General features: G+C 36.0%; 14 protein-coding genes and 1 tRNA gene. 7 read left to right on the top strand and 8 right to left on the bottom strand.

Features of this window, described 5'->3' with window-relative positions; genetic code table 11:
• Positions 1-142: 142 nt before the first annotated feature.
• The 3 genes from purL to ACNQGJ_RS16835 all read right to left on the bottom strand — a co-directional run bounded on the left by purL (position 143) and on the right by ACNQGJ_RS16835 (position 7504).
• Positions 143-3814 carry a phosphoribosylformylglycinamidine synthase gene (gene purL, locus ACNQGJ_RS11775; RefSeq protein ID WP_417972977.1) on the bottom strand — a complete coding sequence of 1224 codons (3672 nt, stop codon included), beginning with the start codon at positions 3812-3814 and terminating at the stop codon, positions 143-145.
• Between the two features lie 91 nt (positions 3815-3905).
• Positions 3906-5741: an endonuclease gene (locus ACNQGJ_RS11780; protein WP_417972979.1), complete on the bottom strand. Its 1836-nt coding sequence runs from the start codon at positions 5739-5741 to the stop codon at positions 3906-3908.
• A gap of 236 nt (positions 5742-5977) precedes the next feature.
• Complete coding sequence (locus tag ACNQGJ_RS16835) at positions 5978-7504, bottom strand: hypothetical protein (RefSeq protein ID WP_470303339.1); 1527 nt, start codon at positions 7502-7504, stop codon at positions 5978-5980.
• Positions 7505-7642: 138 nt separating this feature from the next.
• On the opposite strand from ACNQGJ_RS16835, the gene ACNQGJ_RS11790 reads away from it, so the two are divergent.
• The 5 genes from ACNQGJ_RS11790 to ACNQGJ_RS11810 all read left to right on the top strand — a co-directional run bounded on the left by ACNQGJ_RS11790 (position 7643) and on the right by ACNQGJ_RS11810 (position 11683).
• Positions 7643-8083 (top strand): PaaI family thioesterase, encoded by a 441-nt coding sequence (locus ACNQGJ_RS11790; protein ID WP_417972981.1) that lies wholly within the window; start codon positions 7643-7645, stop codon positions 8081-8083.
• A gap of 34 nt (positions 8084-8117) precedes the next feature.
• Positions 8118-9206 (top strand): chorismate-binding protein, encoded by a 1089-nt coding sequence (locus tag ACNQGJ_RS11795; protein ID WP_417972983.1) that lies wholly within the window; start codon positions 8118-8120, stop codon positions 9204-9206.
• A 104-nt stretch (positions 9207-9310) separates the two neighbouring features.
• Complete coding sequence (gene bshB1, locus ACNQGJ_RS11800) at positions 9311-10027, top strand: bacillithiol biosynthesis deacetylase BshB1 (protein WP_417972984.1); 717 nt, start codon at positions 9311-9313, stop codon at positions 10025-10027.
• 74 nt (positions 10028-10101) lie between these two features.
• Positions 10102-10177: transfer RNA gene (locus ACNQGJ_RS11805), tRNA-His, on the top strand.
• Between the two features lie 309 nt (positions 10178-10486).
• Positions 10487-11683, top strand: a complete 1197-nt coding sequence (locus ACNQGJ_RS11810) for a PAS domain-containing sensor histidine kinase (protein WP_417972986.1) — start codon at positions 10487-10489, stop codon at positions 11681-11683.
• A gap of 194 nt (positions 11684-11877) precedes the next feature.
• On the opposite strand, the gene ACNQGJ_RS11815 is transcribed toward ACNQGJ_RS11810, so the two are convergent.
• The 5 genes from ACNQGJ_RS11815 to ACNQGJ_RS11835 all read right to left on the bottom strand — a co-directional run bounded on the left by ACNQGJ_RS11815 (position 11878) and on the right by ACNQGJ_RS11835 (position 17550).
• A complete protein-coding gene (locus ACNQGJ_RS11815; RefSeq protein ID WP_417972988.1) occupies positions 11878-12891 on the bottom strand; it encodes a M28 family metallopeptidase in 1014 nt (337 codons plus the stop codon).
• 5 nt (positions 12892-12896) lie between these two features.
• On the bottom strand, positions 12897-13910 hold the full coding sequence (locus ACNQGJ_RS11820; protein WP_417972989.1) for a DUF3667 domain-containing protein: 1014 nt from the start codon (positions 13908-13910) through the stop codon (positions 12897-12899).
• An 87-nt stretch (positions 13911-13997) separates the two neighbouring features.
• Positions 13998-14768 carry a dienelactone hydrolase family protein gene (locus ACNQGJ_RS11825; RefSeq protein ID WP_417972991.1) on the bottom strand — a complete coding sequence of 257 codons (771 nt, stop codon included), beginning with the start codon at positions 14766-14768 and terminating at the stop codon, positions 13998-14000.
• Positions 14769-14881: 113 nt separating this feature from the next.
• The gene (locus ACNQGJ_RS11830) at positions 14882-17080 is read right to left on the bottom strand and encodes a penicillin acylase family protein (protein WP_417972993.1); all 2199 of its coding nucleotides are present in this window, start codon (positions 17078-17080) and stop codon (positions 14882-14884) included.
• A 17-nt stretch (positions 17081-17097) separates the two neighbouring features.
• Positions 17098-17550: an Lrp/AsnC family transcriptional regulator gene (locus ACNQGJ_RS11835; RefSeq protein WP_417972995.1), complete on the bottom strand. Its 453-nt coding sequence runs from the start codon at positions 17548-17550 to the stop codon at positions 17098-17100.
• Positions 17551-17781: 231 nt separating this feature from the next.
• Here ACNQGJ_RS11835 and rocD point away from each other — a divergent pair, with 231 nt between their 5' ends.
• A complete protein-coding gene (rocD, locus tag ACNQGJ_RS11840) occupies positions 17782-19065 on the top strand; it encodes an ornithine--oxo-acid transaminase (protein ID WP_417972997.1) in 1284 nt (427 codons plus the stop codon).
• An 11-nt stretch (positions 19066-19076) separates the two neighbouring features.
• Positions 19077-20039 (top strand): arginase, encoded by a 963-nt coding sequence (locus ACNQGJ_RS11845; RefSeq protein ID WP_417972999.1) that lies wholly within the window; start codon positions 19077-19079, stop codon positions 20037-20039.
• Positions 20040-20181 lie beyond the last annotated feature (142 nt).

A 20181-nucleotide genomic window follows, 5' to 3' on the forward strand; every position in this document is an offset into this window, starting at 1 on the left:
AGCTAATTTTGGTTGATTGTAGGCTACCTTGTTTCGTTTTTTACGTTTTCAAATATATTAAAATTTTTCTAAAGGATTTTAAATTGTTCCTATAAAAAAGCGCTCCTTTTCAGGAACGCTTTAATAAAGTTTATAGAATAAATTATTTTTTATCCATCCATTTTCTGGCATTGACAAACGCTTCATGCCAAGGCGAAACTTCATCGTCTCTATCTTTTGGATAATGTGCCCAGTTCCATTGGAACGTAGACCGCTCAATGTGTGGCATCATAACTAAGTGACGTCCTGTTTTGTCGCAAAGCATTGCAACATCAAAATGTGAACCGTTTGGATTAGCAGGATAGCCTTCGTAGGCATATTTAGAAACAATATTATAATTCTCTTCACCCATTGGCAAATTGAATTTACCCTCACCATGCGAAACCCAAACTCCAAGTGTACTTCCTGCTAATGAAGAAAGCATCACTGAATTATTTTCCTGTACCGTTACCGATGTAAAAATACTTTCGTGTTTGTTACTTTCGTTGTGCAACATTTTCCCGTGTATTTCATGCTCCGGATTAATCACTTCCAATTCCATAAATAATTGGCAACCATTACAGATTCCAACAGACAAAGTATCGTCTCTCTTGAAGAAATTGTCTAAAGCTGTTTTAGCTTTTTCATTGTATAAAAAGGCTCCGGCCCAACCTTTGGCAGAACCCAAAACATCTGAATTGGAGAATCCACCAACAGCGCCAATAAACTGAATGTCTTCCAAAGTTTCACGACCTGAAATTAAATCGGTCATGTGAACATCTTTGACATCAAAACCGGCTAAGTACATGGCATTTGCCATTTCACGCTCGGAGTTACTTCCTTTTTCTCGGATAATAGCAGCTTTAGGTTTTGGTTTAGAATTGTCGATAACTGGTTTTTTTCCTGTAAAATGTGCTGGGAAAGTATAGTGCAGCGCTTGATTTTTATAATTATCAAAACGCGCTTGAGCCGCTCCGTTTTTCGATTGTTTTTGGTCTAATAAGAAAGAAGTTTTGTACCAAACATCTCTGTATTTTGCAATGTCTAATTTACAAGGACCAAAATTTAAAGTCGCTTCATTTGTAGCGGTTCCTAATTTATAGAAAGAAACATTATTGGCGTTTAATTTAGATTCCACATCAGCATCCGATTTAGCTTGAAAAACAATTCCTATATTTTCAGCAAAAAGATATTTGATGATGTCTTTTTCTTGGAAAACAGAGAAATCTATTTTAGCTCCCAAATTCACATCTGCAAAACACATTTCCAGTAGAGTAGTAATCAATCCACCACTTCCAATGTCGTGTCCTGCAAGGATATTATTTTCTAAAATTAATTCTTGTATTGTATTGAACGCTCTTTTAAAAAATGCAGCGTCTTTAATCGTTGGTACTTCCTTTCCAATAGTATTCAACGTTTGTGCAAACGAAGAGCCACCTAATTTGAAATCATCTTGTGACAAATTAATGTAATAAATAGAACCGCCGTCTCTTTGTAAAACAGGTTCTACTACTTTTCTAATATCAGTACAATTTCCACCTGCTGAAATAATGACGGTTCCCGGCGCGATTACTTCTTCATTTGGATATTTCTGTTTCATGGAAAGTGAATCTTTCCCGGTTGGAATATTGATTCCTAATTCGATTGCAAAATCCGAACAACCTTGGACTGCTGCATATAAACGTGCATCTTCCCCTTCGTTTTTACACGCCCACATCCAGTTAGCGGAAAGAGAAATTCCGTCTAAACCATCTTTTATTGGAGCCCAAACAATGTTAGACAATGCTTCTGCAATGGCTGTTCTGCTTCCCGCTTTAGGATCAATCAATGCTGCAACAGGAGAGTGACCTATTGAAGTGGCAACTCCTTCTATTCCTTGGTAATCCAAAGCCATTACACCGCAATTGTTCAATGGCAATTGCAAGGGACCGGCACATTGTTGTTTGGCCACTTTACCACCCACACAACGGTCTACTTTGTTTGTTAACCAGTCTTTACAAGCAACCGCTTCCAATTGAAGCACTTGCTCTAAGTAGGTTGAGATATTTTTTACAGTATAGTCTAAATCGGCATACTTTCTTTCGATTGTTTTGTCCGTCATCACCACTTTTGGAGAACTTCCAAAAAAGTCTTCCAAAGCAAAATCCATTGGCTTAGCACCAGTTGATTTTGATTCGAAAGTAAAACGGTGATCTCCGGTTACATCACCCACTTGATACATTGGGGAACGTTCCCGGTCAGCAATTTTTTGCAGTAAATCGATGTTTTCTTTACCAATAACTAATCCCATTCTTTCTTGAGATTCGTTACCAATGATTTCTTTTGCCGAAAGGGTAGGATCTCCCACAGGCAATTTGTCTAAATCAATTAATCCACCGGTATCTTCCACTAATTCCGAAAGACAATTTAAATGTCCTCCAGCTCCATGATCGTGAATGGAGACAATTGGATTAATATCGCTTTCTACCAGACCACGAATGGCATTTGCAGCACGTTTTTGCATTTCTGGGTTCGAACGTTGGATGGCGTTCAACTCAATCCCTGAACTGAAAGCTCCGGTATCTGCTGAAGAAACGGCAGCTCCACCCATTCCGATTCTATAATTTTCACCACCAAGGATAACAATTTTATCGCCTGTTTGCGGTTTTTTCTTAATTGCTTGGTCTAATTTTCCGTAACCAATGCCACCCGCTTGCATAATCACTTTGTCGAAACCTAATTTACGAGCGTCTTCTTCGTGTTCGAAAGTCAGGACAGAACCTGTAATTAACGGTTGTCCAAATTTATTTCCAAAATCAGAAGCTCCGTTTGATGCTTTGATCAAAATATCCATTGGGGTTTGATACAACCATTTTCTTTCGGTCATACCGTTTTCCCACGGTCTGCCCTGAGCGGAGTCGAAAGGGTCTTCTAAACGGGAGTATGAAGTCATGTAAACTGCCGTTCCGGCCATTGGCAAAGAACCTTGTCCTCCTGCTAAACGATCCCGAATTTCTCCACCAGAACCTGTTGCAGCTCCGTTGAAAGGCTCTACTGTTGTTGGGAAATTATGTGTTTCTGCTTTTAATGAAATAACCGAATCAAATTCTTTTATTTCGTAAAAATCAGGTTTGTCAGCGCTTTTTGGAGCGAATTGTTGTACTCGTGGGCCTTTTACAAAAGCAACGTTATCTTTATAAGCCGAAACAATATCGTTCGGATTTTCCTGTGATGTTTTCTTGATCAATTTAAATAAAGACGACTCTTTTTCTTCACCATCAATGATGAATTTTCCGTTGAAAATCTTATGGCGACAGTGTTCTGAATTGGCTTGTGAGAAACCAAAAATCTCTGAATCCGTTAGTTTTCGTCCTAATTTAATCGCTAAATTGTCTAAATATGCTACTTCTTCTGGACTCAAAGACAATCCTTCTTTTTGGTTGTAGGCAGCAATATCATCAATGTCTAAAATAGCTTCTGGCAGAACATTAATAGTAAAAATGTCTTGATTCAACTCGGCATATTTTTGCGAAAGCATCGGATCAAAATCAGAAAAATCAGCGGTTGCTTTGTGAAATTCTTCGATTCTGATAATTCCGGATATTCCCATATTTTGGGTAATTTCCACAGCATTGGTGCTCCACGGCGTTATCATTGTGGCGCGAGGACCAACAAAAAAATCCGTCAGTACGGATTTTTCTATTTTATTTGAATCGGCAAAAAGCCAGTTGAGTTTTGAAATGTCTTGAGCCGAAATTTCGTTTTGCGCGTGTACGGCAAAAACAGTTTTGCTTTGGTTTTCAAAGAAATGGATCATTGTTAAGTAGTTTGTTGTATTGCGGTGCAAATTTAGTCAATTAAGATTAAATTTTGAATAAAAAAAAAGCGGCAATTTGCCGCTTTTTTAATTAGTTGATTATTAATTTCTTGATGACTGAATTTGAATCGATAGTAACCCGAACCAAGTACGTTCCTTTTGTGATATTTGGTAACGTAATTTCTGATTTGGTACTGTCTTTCTCTTCGAAAATCTTCTGACCAATTATAGAATAAATTTCTATGGAATACACGTTATTCGAATTGTTGATAGAGAAATTTCCATAGGATGGATTTGGATAGAGGGCGATATCATTTATATCTAAGGCAATACTGGTTTTTGACGCGTTTTCGGCCATGCGACTTCCTAAATTGTTACACGTATCAGAAGTGTAAGAATCCCATTGGGTTGTTTTGTTGAAAGTAGTCGTTGGTGCCGTAACGGTAGATTTTCTTCTGATAGTTTGATCCGCTGCAAAGTTTGCTGTTCCGCCGTTAAAAGTTCCAATGATGTCAATTAAGACTCCGTTTTTGAATAAACCTACCGCATCATTTCCATTAAAAGTCATTTCAGTTGCCGCTGTCGAAAGATTTGCTGATGAGGTAGGATAACAACTGGACGCCATTAAACTATTTACAACAGTGAATTTACTTCCGTTGTTTAAAGTTCCGGTTAGGCTTAGCCCTGTACTCCAAGCACCGGCACCGTTCGTTTGTTTTTTGATAGTATAAATCGATAAGTTGATCGCTGCGCCAGTTGCATTCGAAATTTCCAGCGCTTTGTTGTTTGAGGAACCTTCAATATATTCTGAAAATAATAACTCGGTTGCAGTTGAACCACCCGCTGCAGCAGTTGTCACATTTACCGTGTTACTTGCGCCAGAGATATTTCCTGCGGCATCTTTAGCTTTTACAAAGAAAGAGAAGGCAGTAGAAGCGGTTAGTCCAGTGATAGTTGCTGATGTGCTGGTTACAGTTGTTTTTAAAGCACTGTTCTGGTATACATTATAGCCACTCACTCCAGTATTATCAGTGGAAGCCGTCCAGCTTAATGTAACTGAATTTGATGTTGTTCCGCCAGCTACTAAATTTGCTGGAGTTGTAGGGACTTGTGCATCAGCGGTTGGGTTCCAAATGGATTGTACATATTCCGGATGATCAATATAAGGATTTCTATTGTTTTGGGAATTATAAATAGCGTTATTACGGGCAATTTCTCTAGTGCTAACCGGATCTTGATTGTGCCAAGTGATCAATAAGTTTAAAAATGCAGTGGTAAAAACTTGATTGCTAGAGCCATTGAACATCGCGTAAGAATAACCAGCAACAGTATTCTCATATCGTGTGGCAAAATAAAAGTACATTCGGGCAATATCACCTTTAAATTCATTGATAGGTTCGAAAATAGGTCCAGAATAACCAGCAGTTGTGCTGGATCCAAGTTTACTGCCGTTTTTGGAGGTCCACGTTGGAGAAGTAACTGGTCCGTGCGGGTAATTGGAACGTTGTCCGTTTACTTTACCGTCTGTTGGTGTGATGAAATGGGCATCTGAAACCATTGGAGCTGCTGAACCAAAAGTAGACTGCGGAATAATGTGTTCTCTATTATAGCAATCGCCTTCTACGCTATAGGTGCCGCATCTTTGAGTGCTGCCGGCTGAATAAGTGTACGGATCTGTTCCTGATGGATTTTCAGAATACATGTCTAATATCGTAGCATCATTTTCATAGTAATAATCCCTGTCTGAGGTTTGATAAATTGTGTATAATCCCGAATACCCATTATCTGTATGGCCTTTGATGATGTTGTATAATTGTGTTTTTAAGGTGTAACTGGTTCCTGTAGCGGTCGTGTAATAGCCACTTGGTATTTGGGCTATACTTACTGTAACAATCAGGAATAATAAGGCTGAGTAGATTTGTTTCATAATTTTAAACTGTTTTAGGTTATTGGGGTTAGTGTCCGGTTCTAAAACTTGATTCTCAAATTGTAAAACACCGAAGACATGCAAATTTATAACTTTTCTGATGGTTTATGTTAAGGAATTATGAAATTAATTGTGAATTTCTTAACATAATTAGTTACGTTTTGTGCGGTCGTAATTCAATTTTTAGTTGTGCAATAAAATGTTTAATGACGTAACATCTCGACATTCAGGGCGATTTATTTTGGAAAAACTTTGTTTTGATAGGCACCCAAATCTGGGGGTAAAGTTCGTAAGTTTCCTCTAATATCAAGCGGAATTAGATACGTCGAATTCCCTTTTGCAACAGCGGCTGAAGTGTCGTCAATGTTAAATTTGTTGTTCAGTATATTAAAAAATTTTGGGTTCTTGTTCAAAATTATAGCATTGTAGTGTGCGGTGTCAACAGTGAATTGATAATCGGGATCCGTCGTAAATTGATTGAATACGTTGTCAAATTTTATCAGACAATTATTGAATTGGTATTTAAAAGCAGCTCCCGTTTTCTTATTTAAACTCATCTCGTAAGAGAACGAACCATAAATAATGCAATTGTTAAATGTGGCTGCCGTTAAATCTTTTACTTCAGGAACTGCTCCCAAAGTATAATTACTTACCAAAACCGCCACTTGTTGTGAACTGTTCCAGTTATTGTTGAAGGTGGAATGTGTAAAAGAGTAATTTCCGCCATAAGTACAGGCTAAACTAGCTATTCCGGCGTTATTGATGACTACATTTTCGCCTTTTATTTTAGCGGTCTGCGCCAAAATTCCGTAGGTACTGCTATTGTAAATTTGGGTATTTTTGACAGCAACCGTAGTACCATTATTGTTTTGAATGAGCAATCCAATAGTAGCATTTTTAATTGTCAAATGATTGATAGTGTTATTTGTACTGCCATCCGTAAGCCAAATAGTTCCCCATTGTCCCGGAACGTCAGAAAAATTTGGCTCAAAACGGTCACCTTCAAAAATAACTTCCTTTTCTAGGTTATCGGTTGTTGAGCGCGTTCCATTAATATTTATAGAGGCATCCTTGGCTATAATAAGTCCAGAATTAGCATGGAAATGGACTCGAGTTCCTGCTTCAAAAGTAGCCGTTTTATTGGAAGGTACAGCTGCATAGCCATAAATCACATACGGTTTATCATTGGTAAACTGTAATTCATTTCCATTTACAGGATCATTGGCATCAAGATAAAATCCATCAATTTTTTCAGCTCCAATAGGAAGTGTTTCAGTGGTTCCGTCAGCAAAGCGTTTTGGAAACAGGAAAATAGCGTCCTGTATTAGCGTTACTAATTCCACCTTTTGTAAGTTTTCACCACTGTCAAATTGAATTTGATCGGTGTATAAAAAATTAGTTGGATTAACGTCAGCGATATTTACGGTGGTTTCAATGAAAATGTACAGACTGTCTTTGGCTAATAAATCCACATTGTTGAAAATTTTTCCGTTTGCTCCCTGCATTCCATCAACGGTCATTCGGTATCGTGAGTTTAATCCTTTACCTAATTTAATGCTTGGAATGGTGATGTCATTTTTACTTTTGTTGTACACTTTGAGTCGGTATGTACTGGAACCTATGTTGGTAAAAACGGTATCTAAATAAATGGTGTCTTTCGAAAATTTTAAATCTCCAGTATTGGCCATCGTCTCAAAATCAGAACGACAAGAAAGAGCAGAAAACACTATTCCGATAAAAAACAGTAATGTGATGGGACGCATTTAGTTATATTTTTTGTAAAAATAGGAAAAATCTAATATTAAAAAGAGCGATTTTTACGTTTGAATTTAGAATAACAATTGCATTTACTGTTTTGTGACTTATCTTTTAATTATTTTTACATTTTCAAAGTCACTTTTATGATATTAGATAAAGATAAAATGCTCGAATACTGTAATCGGTTTTCAAAAAATACGTTGATGGAAACCTTACATATTGAATATATAGATGCAGGCGAAGGTTTTCTGGTAGCCAAAATGCCTGTTAATTCTGCTGTTCATCAGCCCATGGGATTGTTGCATGGCGGTGCTTCGGTGGCTTTGGCGGAAAGTGTGGGAAGTACGGCTTCTCATTTTTTTATTAATGAAAAAGAGCAGGAGGTACGCGGAATTGAAATTTCGGCGAATCATTTAAAAAGTGTTCGCGAAGGATTTGTTTTTGGAACGGCGCGAATCATTCACAAAGGAAGAAGCCTGCATCTTTGGGAAATTAAAATTACAGACGAAGAGGGAAATTTGGTGTCGCTTTGTAAATTAACGAATATGGTTTTGACCAAAGAAAAAAATAGGAAGGGACTGTAGTTTTTCATTGAAATCCATTTTAAAAATTTAGTATATGATTGATTTTTTTATAAAAGTAAAACAACAAAAAGCTCAAAATTTGCCGTTTATATTATTCAGAAAACCAAATGACATCAAATTAGTGGGTTTTTTTCAAAATAATGATCATTTATACTTTGCTGAAAATTTTGAAGAAACGGGTTTTATTTTTGCTCCTTTCGAAGGCAGTCAAATGATACTTATTCCTAAAAATCAGTCTGTAAAATGGGAAGCCCTGATTACTTCTTTTAAAGATAAGGATGATTTTGATAGGACAGATTCAGAAGATGTTGCGGCCAAAGAACATTTTGAAATGCTTGTTCAAAAAGGCATTGACGCTATTGCAAAAGGGACTTTAAAAAAAGTGGTGCTTTCAAGGAAAGAAATTATTGGTATGTCAAATTTTGATTTAGTATCCGTTTTCGAAAAATTAATTCAAAGCTATCCAACTGTTTTTTGCTATTGTTGGTTTCATCCAAAAATAGGCTTATGGATGGGCGCTACACCGGAGCGATTGCTAAAGGCTAATAATAACACCTTTTTTACGATGGCATTAGCCGGAACGCAAAAACTTCAAAGTAGAGCAGAAGTAATTTGGGAGAAAAAAGAAATGGAAGAGCAGCAATTTGTTACTGATTTTATTTTAAATAATTTAAAGGATCTGACGTCAGAGGTGGCAGTTTCTAGTCCGTACACATTACAAGCGGGAACTTTAGCGCACATTAAAACAGATATTGAAGGAGTGATAAATGAGAATTCAAGCCTAAAGAAAGTAGTTTCAGCTTTGCATCCAACCCCCGCAGTCTGCGGACTGCCAAAAGAGGTCGCGAAAAATTTCATTATGGAAAATGAAGGCTACGACAGAAAATATTATACTGGTTTTTTAGGGGAATTAAACAAAGAAGGATTTAATAAAGACGAATTAAAGTCTGATTTGTACGTTAATTTGCGATGTATGCAAATCAAGCTTGCTGAGGACCTTACAAAGACAAAAGTGCATTTGTATGTAGGTTGTGGTGTCACAAAAGACAGCGTTCCTGAAAAAGAATGGCGGGAAAGCGTCAATAAAGCGGCGACCATGAAAAAAATACTAGGTTTACAATAGTATTAGCGACGTGATTTTTGTTTTAAATGCAAAAAATACACAGTTCATAGATTGCAAATGATTTGCAACTTTAAACATTAAAAAAATAATTAAAAGAATTTTAAATGAAATTAGATATACTTGCTTTTGGTGCGCATCCTGATGATGTGGAATTGGGTTGTGCAGGAACCATTTTAAAAGAAATCTCTTTAGGGAAAACAGTTGGAATTATTGATTTGACCCGTGGCGAATTAGGAACCCGAGGTACAGCTGAAATCAGAGATCAAGAAGCGAATGCGGCTGGAAAAATTCTGGGTGTTTCAGTTCGTGAAAATTTAGAAATGCGAGATGGTTTTTTTGTCAATGATGAAAAACATCAATTGGAAATCATAAAAATGATTCGCAAGTATCAACCAGAAATTGTTTTGTGTAATGCGATCGATGACCGTCATATCGATCATTCAAAAGGTAGTAAGCTAGTCTCTGATGCTTGTTTTTTATCTGGATTAGTGAAGATTGAAACCTCAGTAGAAGGAGAAAAGCAAAAGGCTTGGCGACCAAAATTAGTGTATCATTACATTCAATGGAAAAACATAGTGCCGGATTTTGTGGTTGATATTACCGGTTTCACTGATAAAAAAATTGAAGCTATTTTGGCTTATGGTTCTCAGTTTTATGATGCCAATTCCAATGAGCCAGAGTCACCAATAACCAGTAAAAATTTCTTTGAAAGCCTTAATTACCGTTCGAGAGATTTAGGAAGGCTCACGGGAGTAGATCATGCGGAAGGTTTTACCGTAGAAAGATATTTGGCTGTCAATAGCTTAGGAGATTTGATATAAATTTCATGCAATTTTTTTTAATTTTTTTTTGCAGAAGTAAACTTATGTCGTATCTTTGCCACCGCTAAGCAAATGGTGGTTGTAGCTCAGTTGGTTAGAGCATCGGTTTGTGGTACCGAGGGTCGCGGGTTCGAGCCCCGTCTTCCACCCAGAAAGCAAAAGCTTCGAAGAAATTCGAGGCTTTTTTTGTGGGATAAATTTTAGTGAAATTGTAGGCACTATTTATTGGTAATACTACTGTAACACAGAATAATATTACAGTACAAGAAAGGAGTGAAGTAAGATTTTATGTTCAAATAAATTAAGACATGAGCTTTTCGGGCGTACATTCTTCTGTTACGGGTTATATTCTCTATTTTACATAAATCGTATTTTCTTTTGTGTATCTTTGAACACATTGCATAGGTAAATCAACTGAAAATATACTTTCAAAATTTTAAATATTTTTTATATAATTTAATGGAAAAAGAGAAAATTAATTCTAAAATTCTTAAAAGTAATTACGTTCCAACAGCCGAATTTTATGGCCAAATAATAGATAGTTTACAAGATTATTCAATTTTTACTCTTGATAATGAATTTATAATAAATAGCTGGAGTTCAGGCTCAACTAAAATATTTGGACATGAGGCAGACGAAATTATAGGACAACATTTTGATGTTATTTTTACTGAAGAGGATATACAAAATGGTATTCCAGAAATTGAAATTCAGACGGCATTAAAAGAGGGAAGAGCTACCGATAACAGATGGCACATTTGTAAGGATAGGAGTGTGTTTTATGCGTATGGATTGGTTTTTCCGCTAATTGGAGTTGAAGGCGAGATGTTAGGATACGTGAAGATCCTGCGAGATTTGACGGAGAGAAAGAAAGCAGAGGATGCCATAAAAAAATATGTTAAAGAACTGGAAGATCTCAATACTCACAAAGAGAATGTTCTTGCAATTGTTTCCCATGATTTACGAAGTCCATTATCCGGAATTATAGGAACGGCAGAATATTTGAAAACAAATTTGGACAGATTGGAGTCTCACAAGGCAAAAGAAATGCTTGATTTACTTCATAAAACTGCAGTAGATGAACTAAACATGCTGGACAATTTAGTGGAATGGGCTAGAATAAAATATGCATCGGAAGTATTTGCTCCGACAAAAATTGAGCCTTTTTATTATGTGCAAAAGGTTTTTGAATCATTGCAAGAAACGGCTGCTTTAAATTCTATAAACCTTCATAATGAAATTGAAGCTGATACAAGTGTTTTTGCAGATGGGAAGATGCTACTATGTGTTGTTCAAAATATAGTTAGTAATGCCATCAAGTATTCTTTACCTGGAGGTGACATTATTATTTTGGCGAAAATTGAAGCCGAAAAAGTAATATTTCAGATAAAAGATTTTGGATTAGGAATGTCAAATGAGGTGCAAAGAAAACTTTTCACCCCACAAATGAACACACTTTCTAAAGCAAGAAAAGATAACAAAGGTGCCGGTATAGGATTGTTATTGGTGAAAGGGTTTTTAGAAAAAAATGATGGTGAAATATGGGTTGAAAGTACTGAAGGAAAAGGTTCGTCTTTTTATTTCACATTGCCTCTTGAGGAACCTTTACATAAAATTGATAGCGCAGATAAAATAGAATTTGACGAAAGAGTGTAATAGATAATGGGTAAAAAAAAGAGCTTTGAAGTAATTCAAAGCTCTTTTTTTTTGAAGTCTGCACAAGGGATAGCAGTGGAAATCCTTTTATACCTAGTCAGGGCTTTTCCCCTGACAGGGTATACAAGATTGAAATGCATAGCCCGACCGCGCTGTAACGCTAGTGAAAGCGAGGATGTGCCCAAATATACAATCTATTTTTTATCGACAACAGGTCTTTCACGACGGTTTGCCAGTTCCCAAGCGGTTACAAACGCAAATTGAGCTCTTTTTGTTAACGCATCGTATTCAATTTTGTCCGGACTGTCCGTTGGTTTGTGATAATCAGCATGTACACCATTGAAAAGGAATACGGAAGGAACGCCATTTTTAGCAAAGTTATAATGGTCAGAACGCTCATAGAAATGATTCGGATCTTTAGGATCGTTGTATTTATAATCTAAATCTAATTTTGTGTAGGTAGCGTTTGCTGTAGTAACAATATTATCTAAATCAGTAGATAATCGGTTAGCACCAATGACATATACGTAATTATTGCTGCTTATATGTGCTTCATCACGACGGCCTATCATGTCAATATTGATATCCGTAATGGTGTTTGCTAATGGAAACAAAGGATTTTCTGAGTAATATCTGGAGCCATGCAAGCCGTGTTCTTCGCCGGTTACGTGAAGAAATAACACGGAACGTTTTGGGCCATGTCCTTCTTTTTTCGCGATTTGGAATGCTTGTGCAATTTCAAGTAAAGCAACTGTTCCTGAACCGTCATCATCGGCACCGTTATAAATTTCTCCATTTTTTGTGCCAACGTGATCATAATGGGCAGAAATTACCAGCACTTCATTAGGTTTTTCAGAACCTTCAATATAGGCCCAAATGTTTTCGGAATCTGATAAGTTCTCATCGCGTTTTGCATTTAGGAACGCGGCTGGTATTTTTTGGTAATAGTCAGAAGCGCCAGTTGGAAAGGGAACTTCGTTTTTCTTGTATTGATCGATGAGGTAAACACCTGCTTTTTTCTGCCCTGCAGAACCAGTTTCACGGCCTTCCATTTCATCTGAAGCGACTATGTAAAGGTGTGTTTTTAGTTCGTCAGCAGTAATTGTTTTCATGTATTTTGTAGGGTCGGTATTTTCTTTACTAATTTTTTGAGTAGTACAGCTTATATTTAAAACGACCAGTAGACCTAATAAAGGGATTTTTTTCATGTTTTTTAATGTAAATTGATAAATGTATAAATGGCAAAAATTGATAATATAATAATAATAAGTATAAAGTTTATGAAAAATAGTATGCTGCTTTTTATGAAGGAGATGAAACGAGTTTCCCCATAAAAGCGATGGTGTGCGGGAAAGAAATAATAAATCATCCATCCTATACCTATGAAATTAATGATGATCTGTAGGAAAGAAACAAGCCCAAATGTTGCAAATGGGGTCAAGCATTTGTTTATTAGAAATAATAGCAAAAACAGCAATAACAAAAAAGAAAAGTAATGTAAGGTGAAGATACCATGATCAAAGTAATACCAACGTTTCGTATTGTGGAAAAGCCAGAGAAAAAAAGCAAAAATAGGCATAAACACAAACAGTACTTTAGGTAAATTATGAGTGAAGGAGCTTACGAATTTTTCTATAATTTCGCTTTGTGTGTTGTTTTCTTTAACGATTTGGATTTTTTTATTGATCCAATAATTTAAATCGGATAATTTTTCAGACTCAGGAGCATGCTTTTGAATAGAGTCTAATTGTTCCACAGATTCGTAACCAAACTTTATGAACGTATCCTCGTCATTTGAATCAGCTTGACGCTTTTTAACGGAATCATTTACGAAAATGGTATTTTGAAATGATTTGTTTTTAGTGGTAATCGTAGATTCTTTTTTGATATTTTTTTCTGAGGAATTGATCTCACTTGGGAAAATTGCTATTAATAGAAAGGTGATGAAACTTATAAAGATGTACAATCGAACTGGAGCCAAATAAGACAATCGTTTTCCGGAAAGGTATTCTTTAGTTAGTGCTGACGGTTTGAATATAAGATTTTTTATGGTTCTCCAAAAAGCATTTTCATAGTGGGTTAAATCCTCGAAAAAATGGATAAAAAGGTGATGAAAGGTCTTTCGGGTATCAGTATTTTCTTGTCCACAATTTGGACAGAATTTATGTTCTACCACAAACCGGCAGTTGAGGCATGTTTTGTCGTTTCTGATTTTACTTTTGGACATAAAAAAACAGTATAAATTCTAAATTTTTTATTGGCTTTTAATCTATAAAACTAACAAAAAAACCGAACTTATACTGTTTTTGAAAAATTATTTTAAAACTTCTTTTAAGAACGAACTCATACGTTCCCAAGATCGTTTTGCTGCTTGTGCATTATATGCGGCTCCTTTAGAATTATCGTTTCCCGCTTCAGGATCTGTAAAAGCATGTACTGAATTAGCGTAATAAATCATTTCCCAATCTGCTTTTGTATCTCTCATTTCTTGTTGAAAAGCGGTTACATCAGCTACTGGAACATAAGTGTCATCAGCGCCATGAAGCACTAAAATTTTTGCAGTAATTGGATTCTTTATTCTTGCCGCATCTCGTCCTAAACCACCGTGAAAGGAAACAACTCCTTGAATTTTCATTCCAGCTCGCGCTGCTTCGAGAACACCTGTTCCCCCAAAACAATAGCCTATCACAACAATATTATTTGGATTAGCACCTGCTTTCACTAATTGATCTAAGCCAAGTTGAATCCGTCTTTGATAATCAGCCACATTTTTTTTATAAAAATCAGCTTGCTTTCCCGCTTCTTGTGTGGTTGTTGGATAATTTCCTTCGCCATAAATGTCAGCTACAAATGCATAATATCCCATGATTGACAGTTTTTCTGCCGATTGCTTTGAATGCGTATCGATCCCTTTCCAAGCAGGAAGAATTAAGATTCCAGGTTTAGTTTTGCTTCCTTTTTTAGGAGCAATAGACAGTCCATTTAATTTTTGATTTCCATCTGTGTATTTTACTGCTTTTAACTGTGCGAATGCGCCATTGGAGAACAATAGAATTCCTAAAAAGGCAAAAAAGATGTTTTTCATATCGGGTATATTTATTTTTTACAAATGTCTCAATAAATTAGTCATATAATTAGCACTTTGATTTTTTTAACTTATAACTGCATTTTTAATTTTTATGGCGAAATAAGGAACGATTATTCGCCAGGATGATACGTTTTTTCTGCATTTTTTTCAACGTCGTCTTTATAAAACAAGACGTCTTTGAATTGTCCTTTTCGATACCTATCAGCCTGATCGTAAAAATGTTTCGACTGTAAATCTCCGCTGTTCCCACCTGCAAGTAGTGACTTTGCTTTTATTTTTGTGCCAAATTCTACCGCACACACAAAACTATTTCCGTTAGTCCCGTAGCGTTTTTTAGTATCTTTTTGATAACTGCTTTTAAAAGCGGGTAAACTTCCCCAAATCGCGGGTCCGAAACGAATAGGTAGACTTTCCAAGGCATCGTTGTAAGTCATTGATATTTCGCCAGAAGTTCTTTGGAAGCGATTAATTTCTCCCCAAGGAATTTGCCAAGTACCAAATTTACTTTTCAATTCGTTGATTGCCATTTGTAACGGAGGAAATAGTTGATCTGGAGTTGCATTTTTTACAAAATTTATAGTATTTTCTACTTGGTCCATTTCGCCTTCGGCAATAGAAACTTTTTGAATAATCGGGTTTAATTTATAGGCCCATTCCACAGCTACAGTTGTAGCGACAGAATTTTCTTGGGCATAATAATCCCAATTTTTTAATAAGGTAATCGGTTCTGAAAGTTCAGTATAAAGTGAATTATCCGTACTGATGTTTTTTTCGAAACTGGAAATTAAAGAGGGAATTAAAAATTCGAAAGCGGTAAGTTTAGTGTCGTAACCGTCAGCAATTACTTTGTCTAGCGTATAGTTACTGCCTTTGCTCAATAATCGAACGGCATTTAATCCTCTGAAACTTTCGCCATCTGGCGCCATGTAAGGCAAGTAGTTTTCTTCTTTTGGACTGTTGTCCCCCGCTACAGTATAGGGAGTAGAATTACAGTTTTGTAGCCAACCGTTTACGGGATTGTAGGAATGTACTATTTGTGAAACCTCGTGTAAGCCTTTCCACTGTGTTGCTGGTGTTGTACCGTCCATCACTTTTGACCAATTCAGTTTTTTGTCTCGAATAGGAACAAAATTTCCATGCCAGTAGGCAATATTTCCTTCTTTATCTGCATAAACTGTATTGTTAGAGGTATTGGCTTTCAAATCCATTGCCTTTTTATAATCCTGAAAACTTTTCGATTTTGTTCTCACCCAACTTTGTTCCAGACCTTTCATCGAACGATTATTCGATTTCAAGCTAATCCATTTACCATCTCTTTTGGCCATGATCGGACCGTGGTTAGTGTAATACGTATTGAATGTTTTAGGAATGAGTTTTCCGTTTTCCAGATACTTGATGGTTATTTTTTTCTCGATAACCGGAACTAATTTGCTATCGTATTCATAAAATAGCTTTTTGTTTTTAGTCACTATTTTCTCGGCATACATATCTGCTACATCTACATTTGAAGAGGTATGCATCCAGCCACAGTTTTCGTTAAATCCTTGGTAAATAAAAAATTGTCCCCAAGTAACCGCTCCGTAGGCATTCAGTCCTTCTTCACTGCTCATCTGTATTTCAGGTCTAAAATAAAAAGTGGTGTGCGGGTTAATGTATAAGATGGCATTTCCAGACGCAGTTTTTGTAGGCGCAATTGCAAATCCATTAGAGCCTGTTTGCACGTTCTTTTCACGTTCTACGTACGCCACTTTATCGGTGTTTCCTGAATAAAAAGCTTTTAATTCTCCAGTTGAAAGATCGGCTGTACTGATTGCTCCAATACTTCCATCGGTCCAAAGTAGCGGAAACCAAGGTTCAAAATGAGTCAATAAAGCGGGTTTTACTTCGGGGTGATTGTGAAGGTAAAAGTTGATTGCGTCCGCGTAACTGTTTAATAATTTTTTTAACCAAGGTGCTGCTTTTTTATAGTCGGCTTTGGCTTCTTCAGCATCAATCAAAAGTTTAATTTCTAAATCATTGTATAAAACCGACTGTCCTTTTATTTCTGAAAGGCGTCCCAGTTTTTCAATGTAATTCATTTCTACCCGTTTAAAATCGTCTTCACATTGCGCATACAGCATTCCAAAAACCGCATCAGCATCAGTTTTACCATATACGTGTGCAATTCCCCAATTGTCTCTAATAATAGTCACTTGTTGTGCACTTTTTTTTAATCGTTCTACTTCTTTAGCCGTTGTGTTTTGAGCGAAGATTGGAACACTAAAACAAAAAATTAAAAATGCGAATGGTACAGAATTCTTGAAATTCATCGTTTTTGACTGTTAAGTTAGAGAGAAACATTTCTTTTAAAAGCACATCCCAGTTCGATTATAGAATCAGTTTTAGCTATACCGGGAATATTGTCTATTTTTTCATAAAGAACTTTACGCATGTGTTCATGATCTTTGGCAATAATTTTTATGTATAAGGTAAAAGATCCGGTTATATAATAGCATTCTGTTATTTCCGGAATTTTTTTCAATTCCTCAATAATCCGGTCAGAATCTTGGTCTTTATTTAAGGTAAGTCCTGTAAATGATCCCCAGTCATACCCCACTTTTTTTTCATTAATTACCGGTTTTATCCCTGTGAGTATTCCTTGTTCCGTCAATCTATTAATGCGCTGATGCACCATTGTATTTGATATTTTTAGATTGGCTGCAATAGCTGAATATGCCATTCTTCCGTCTTTCTCTAATTCTTTGATAATATTAATGTCGAATTCGTCTACTATATCCATATTGGTCTACTTATAAATGATGCTTTTGTGTTCGTATAAATGTACTTATTTTTATTTATTTCAAAATAGATCTTAAAATTGAATCGTAAATTTAAAAAATGACTTAATTTTAATCTAAATTAAGAAAATATTTTCAAATAATATCTTTTTAAAAGTCAAAATATTTATTTTGATTGGTAAATTGAAAAAAAACAGTAATTTTGTACTTTTAAGTATAAAAATCATAATATCATGGAAAATACAGAACAAAACCTTTCTTCAAAATCTGAAGCGTTGATAGCAAAAGAGAATCAGTACGGAGCTCACAATTACCATCCTTTACCTGTAGTTTTAGAAAGAGGCGAAGGTGTTTTTGTTTGGGATATTGATGGAAAAAAATATTATGATTTTTTGTCAGCATATTCTGCCGTAAATCAGGGACATTGTCATCCAAAAATAGTTGGTGCCATGATAAAACAAGCACAAACATTGACCTTGACTTCACGTGCTTTTCATAATGATCAATTAGGACCTTTCGAGGAATATGTGACCAAGTATTTTGATTTTGATAAAGTATTGCCAATGAATACTGGTGCAGAAGCGGTTGAGACTGCCTTGAAATTATGTCGAAAATGGGCGTATGAGGTAAAAGGAATTCCTGAAAATCAAGCACAAATCATCGTTTGTGAAAACAATTTCCACGGAAGAACAACAACAATTATTTCATTTTCCAATGATGAGAGTGCCCGTAAAAGCTTTGGACCCTTCACGGCAGGATTTATAAAAATTCCATACGATGATGTTGAAGCATTAGAAAACGTATTAAAATCAACACCTAATATTGCAGGGTTTTTAGTGGAACCTATTCAAGGTGAAGCCGGAGTTTATGTTCCTTCCGATGGGTATTTAGCCCGAACCAAAGCACTTTGTGAAGCGCACAATGTTTTATTTATTGCTGATGAAGTGCAAACAGGAATAGCTCGTACTGGAAGATTATTGGCAACTTGTGGAAATTGTGACTGTAAAAAAGGTTGTGAAAACAAACCAGAAGTAAAACCTGATATTCTTATTTTAGGTAAAGCTATGTCAGGTGGTGTTTACCCAGTTTCGGCAGTTTTAGCGAATGATCATATTATGAATGTAATTAAGCCAGGACAGCACGGATCTACTTTTGGAGGAAATCCTATTGCTGCTGCTGTTGCCATAGCAGCGCTTGAAGTGGTAAAAGAGGAAAAATTGGCGCAAAATGCCGCTTACTTAGGCGAAGTTTTAAGAACTGGACTTAATGAGATTGCTTCTAGAAATCCTTTAATTACATTGGTTAGAGGAAAAGGCTTATTGAATGCCATAGTTATCAACAGTGATGAAGAATCCGATTTGGCTTGGGATATTTGTATGAAATTTAGAGATTATGGATTATTAGCAAAGCCAACGCACGGAAACAAAATTAGATTTGCTCCGCCATTAGTAATTACTGAAGCGCAAATACACGAATGTTTGGCTATTATTGAAAGAGCTTTAAACGAATTCAAATAATTTAAGCAATCATGGGAAAAGCACTAAAATTAATAAAGAACAGATCCGACATCGGTGCGGGTACGCGAGGATCCGACTTAGGGATTGATGCTATCGAAATTGCAGCGATTAATCAAAACAGTGATTATTTTAATCAATTTGAATTTGAAGATGTAAAAACGCATAATGAATCCATATATGATAAAAATAGAAGTTCGTTTGCCAAAAGAATTGAGCATGTTGTGGAACAATGCACCAGAGTTTGCAATGCAGTCAAGAAAAATTTAGACAGAAATTATTTTCCAATTGTTTTATCAGGAGATCATTCTTCTGCTTTAGGAACTTTAAGTGGTATAAAAGCAGCGTATCCTGAGCAAAATATTGGCGTGTTTTGGATTGATGCACATGCTGATTTGCATTCGCCTTATACGTCGCCATCAGGAAATATTCATGGAATGCCATTGTCAGCGGCTCTTGCGGACGATAATTTGAGTTGCCAGAATAATGAAGTAACTCCAGAAACCCAACAGCATTGGGAAAACATGAAAAATATTGGAATCAAAGGGCCAAAAGTTTTAGCTGAAAATTTGATTTATTTTGGTGTCCGTGATACTGAAGAAGCAGAAGACAAGCAAGTTGAAAAGCTGCGCATCAAAAATTATAAAGTTGATGAAGTGCGGTACAGAGGATTACTAACGTGCGTCGCTGAAGCCTTATCAAGATTGACGCATTGTGAAGTTTTGTATATTTCTTTTGATGTAGATTCCATGGATTGTGATATGATTTCTTATGGAACAGGTACGCCAGTTTCCAAAGGATTTGATCAGTATGAAATCATAGCAATCATTAATCAAATTATTCAAACAAAAAAAGTAGTTTGCATCGAATTTGTGGAGGTAAATCCATTATTGGATACCAAAGGGAATAAAATGGCAGAGACCGCTTTTGAAGTTTTGGAAGCTATTACTTCAGAGCTCATGGTTCCTGCTGAATAGCTGATTTTAAAATTTATAGAAATGCCCAAAATCTTATTTTAGATTTTGGGTTTTTTATTTTATAGTTGTTGCAGAACATTAGAACCTATAAAAATTTTCGCGATTACAAATGGATTAATACAGATTATTTCACTGGATTAAC

The organism is Flavobacterium cryophilum (assembly GCF_048286555.1).
Taxonomy (GTDB): domain Bacteria; phylum Bacteroidota; class Bacteroidia; order Flavobacteriales; family Flavobacteriaceae; genus Flavobacterium.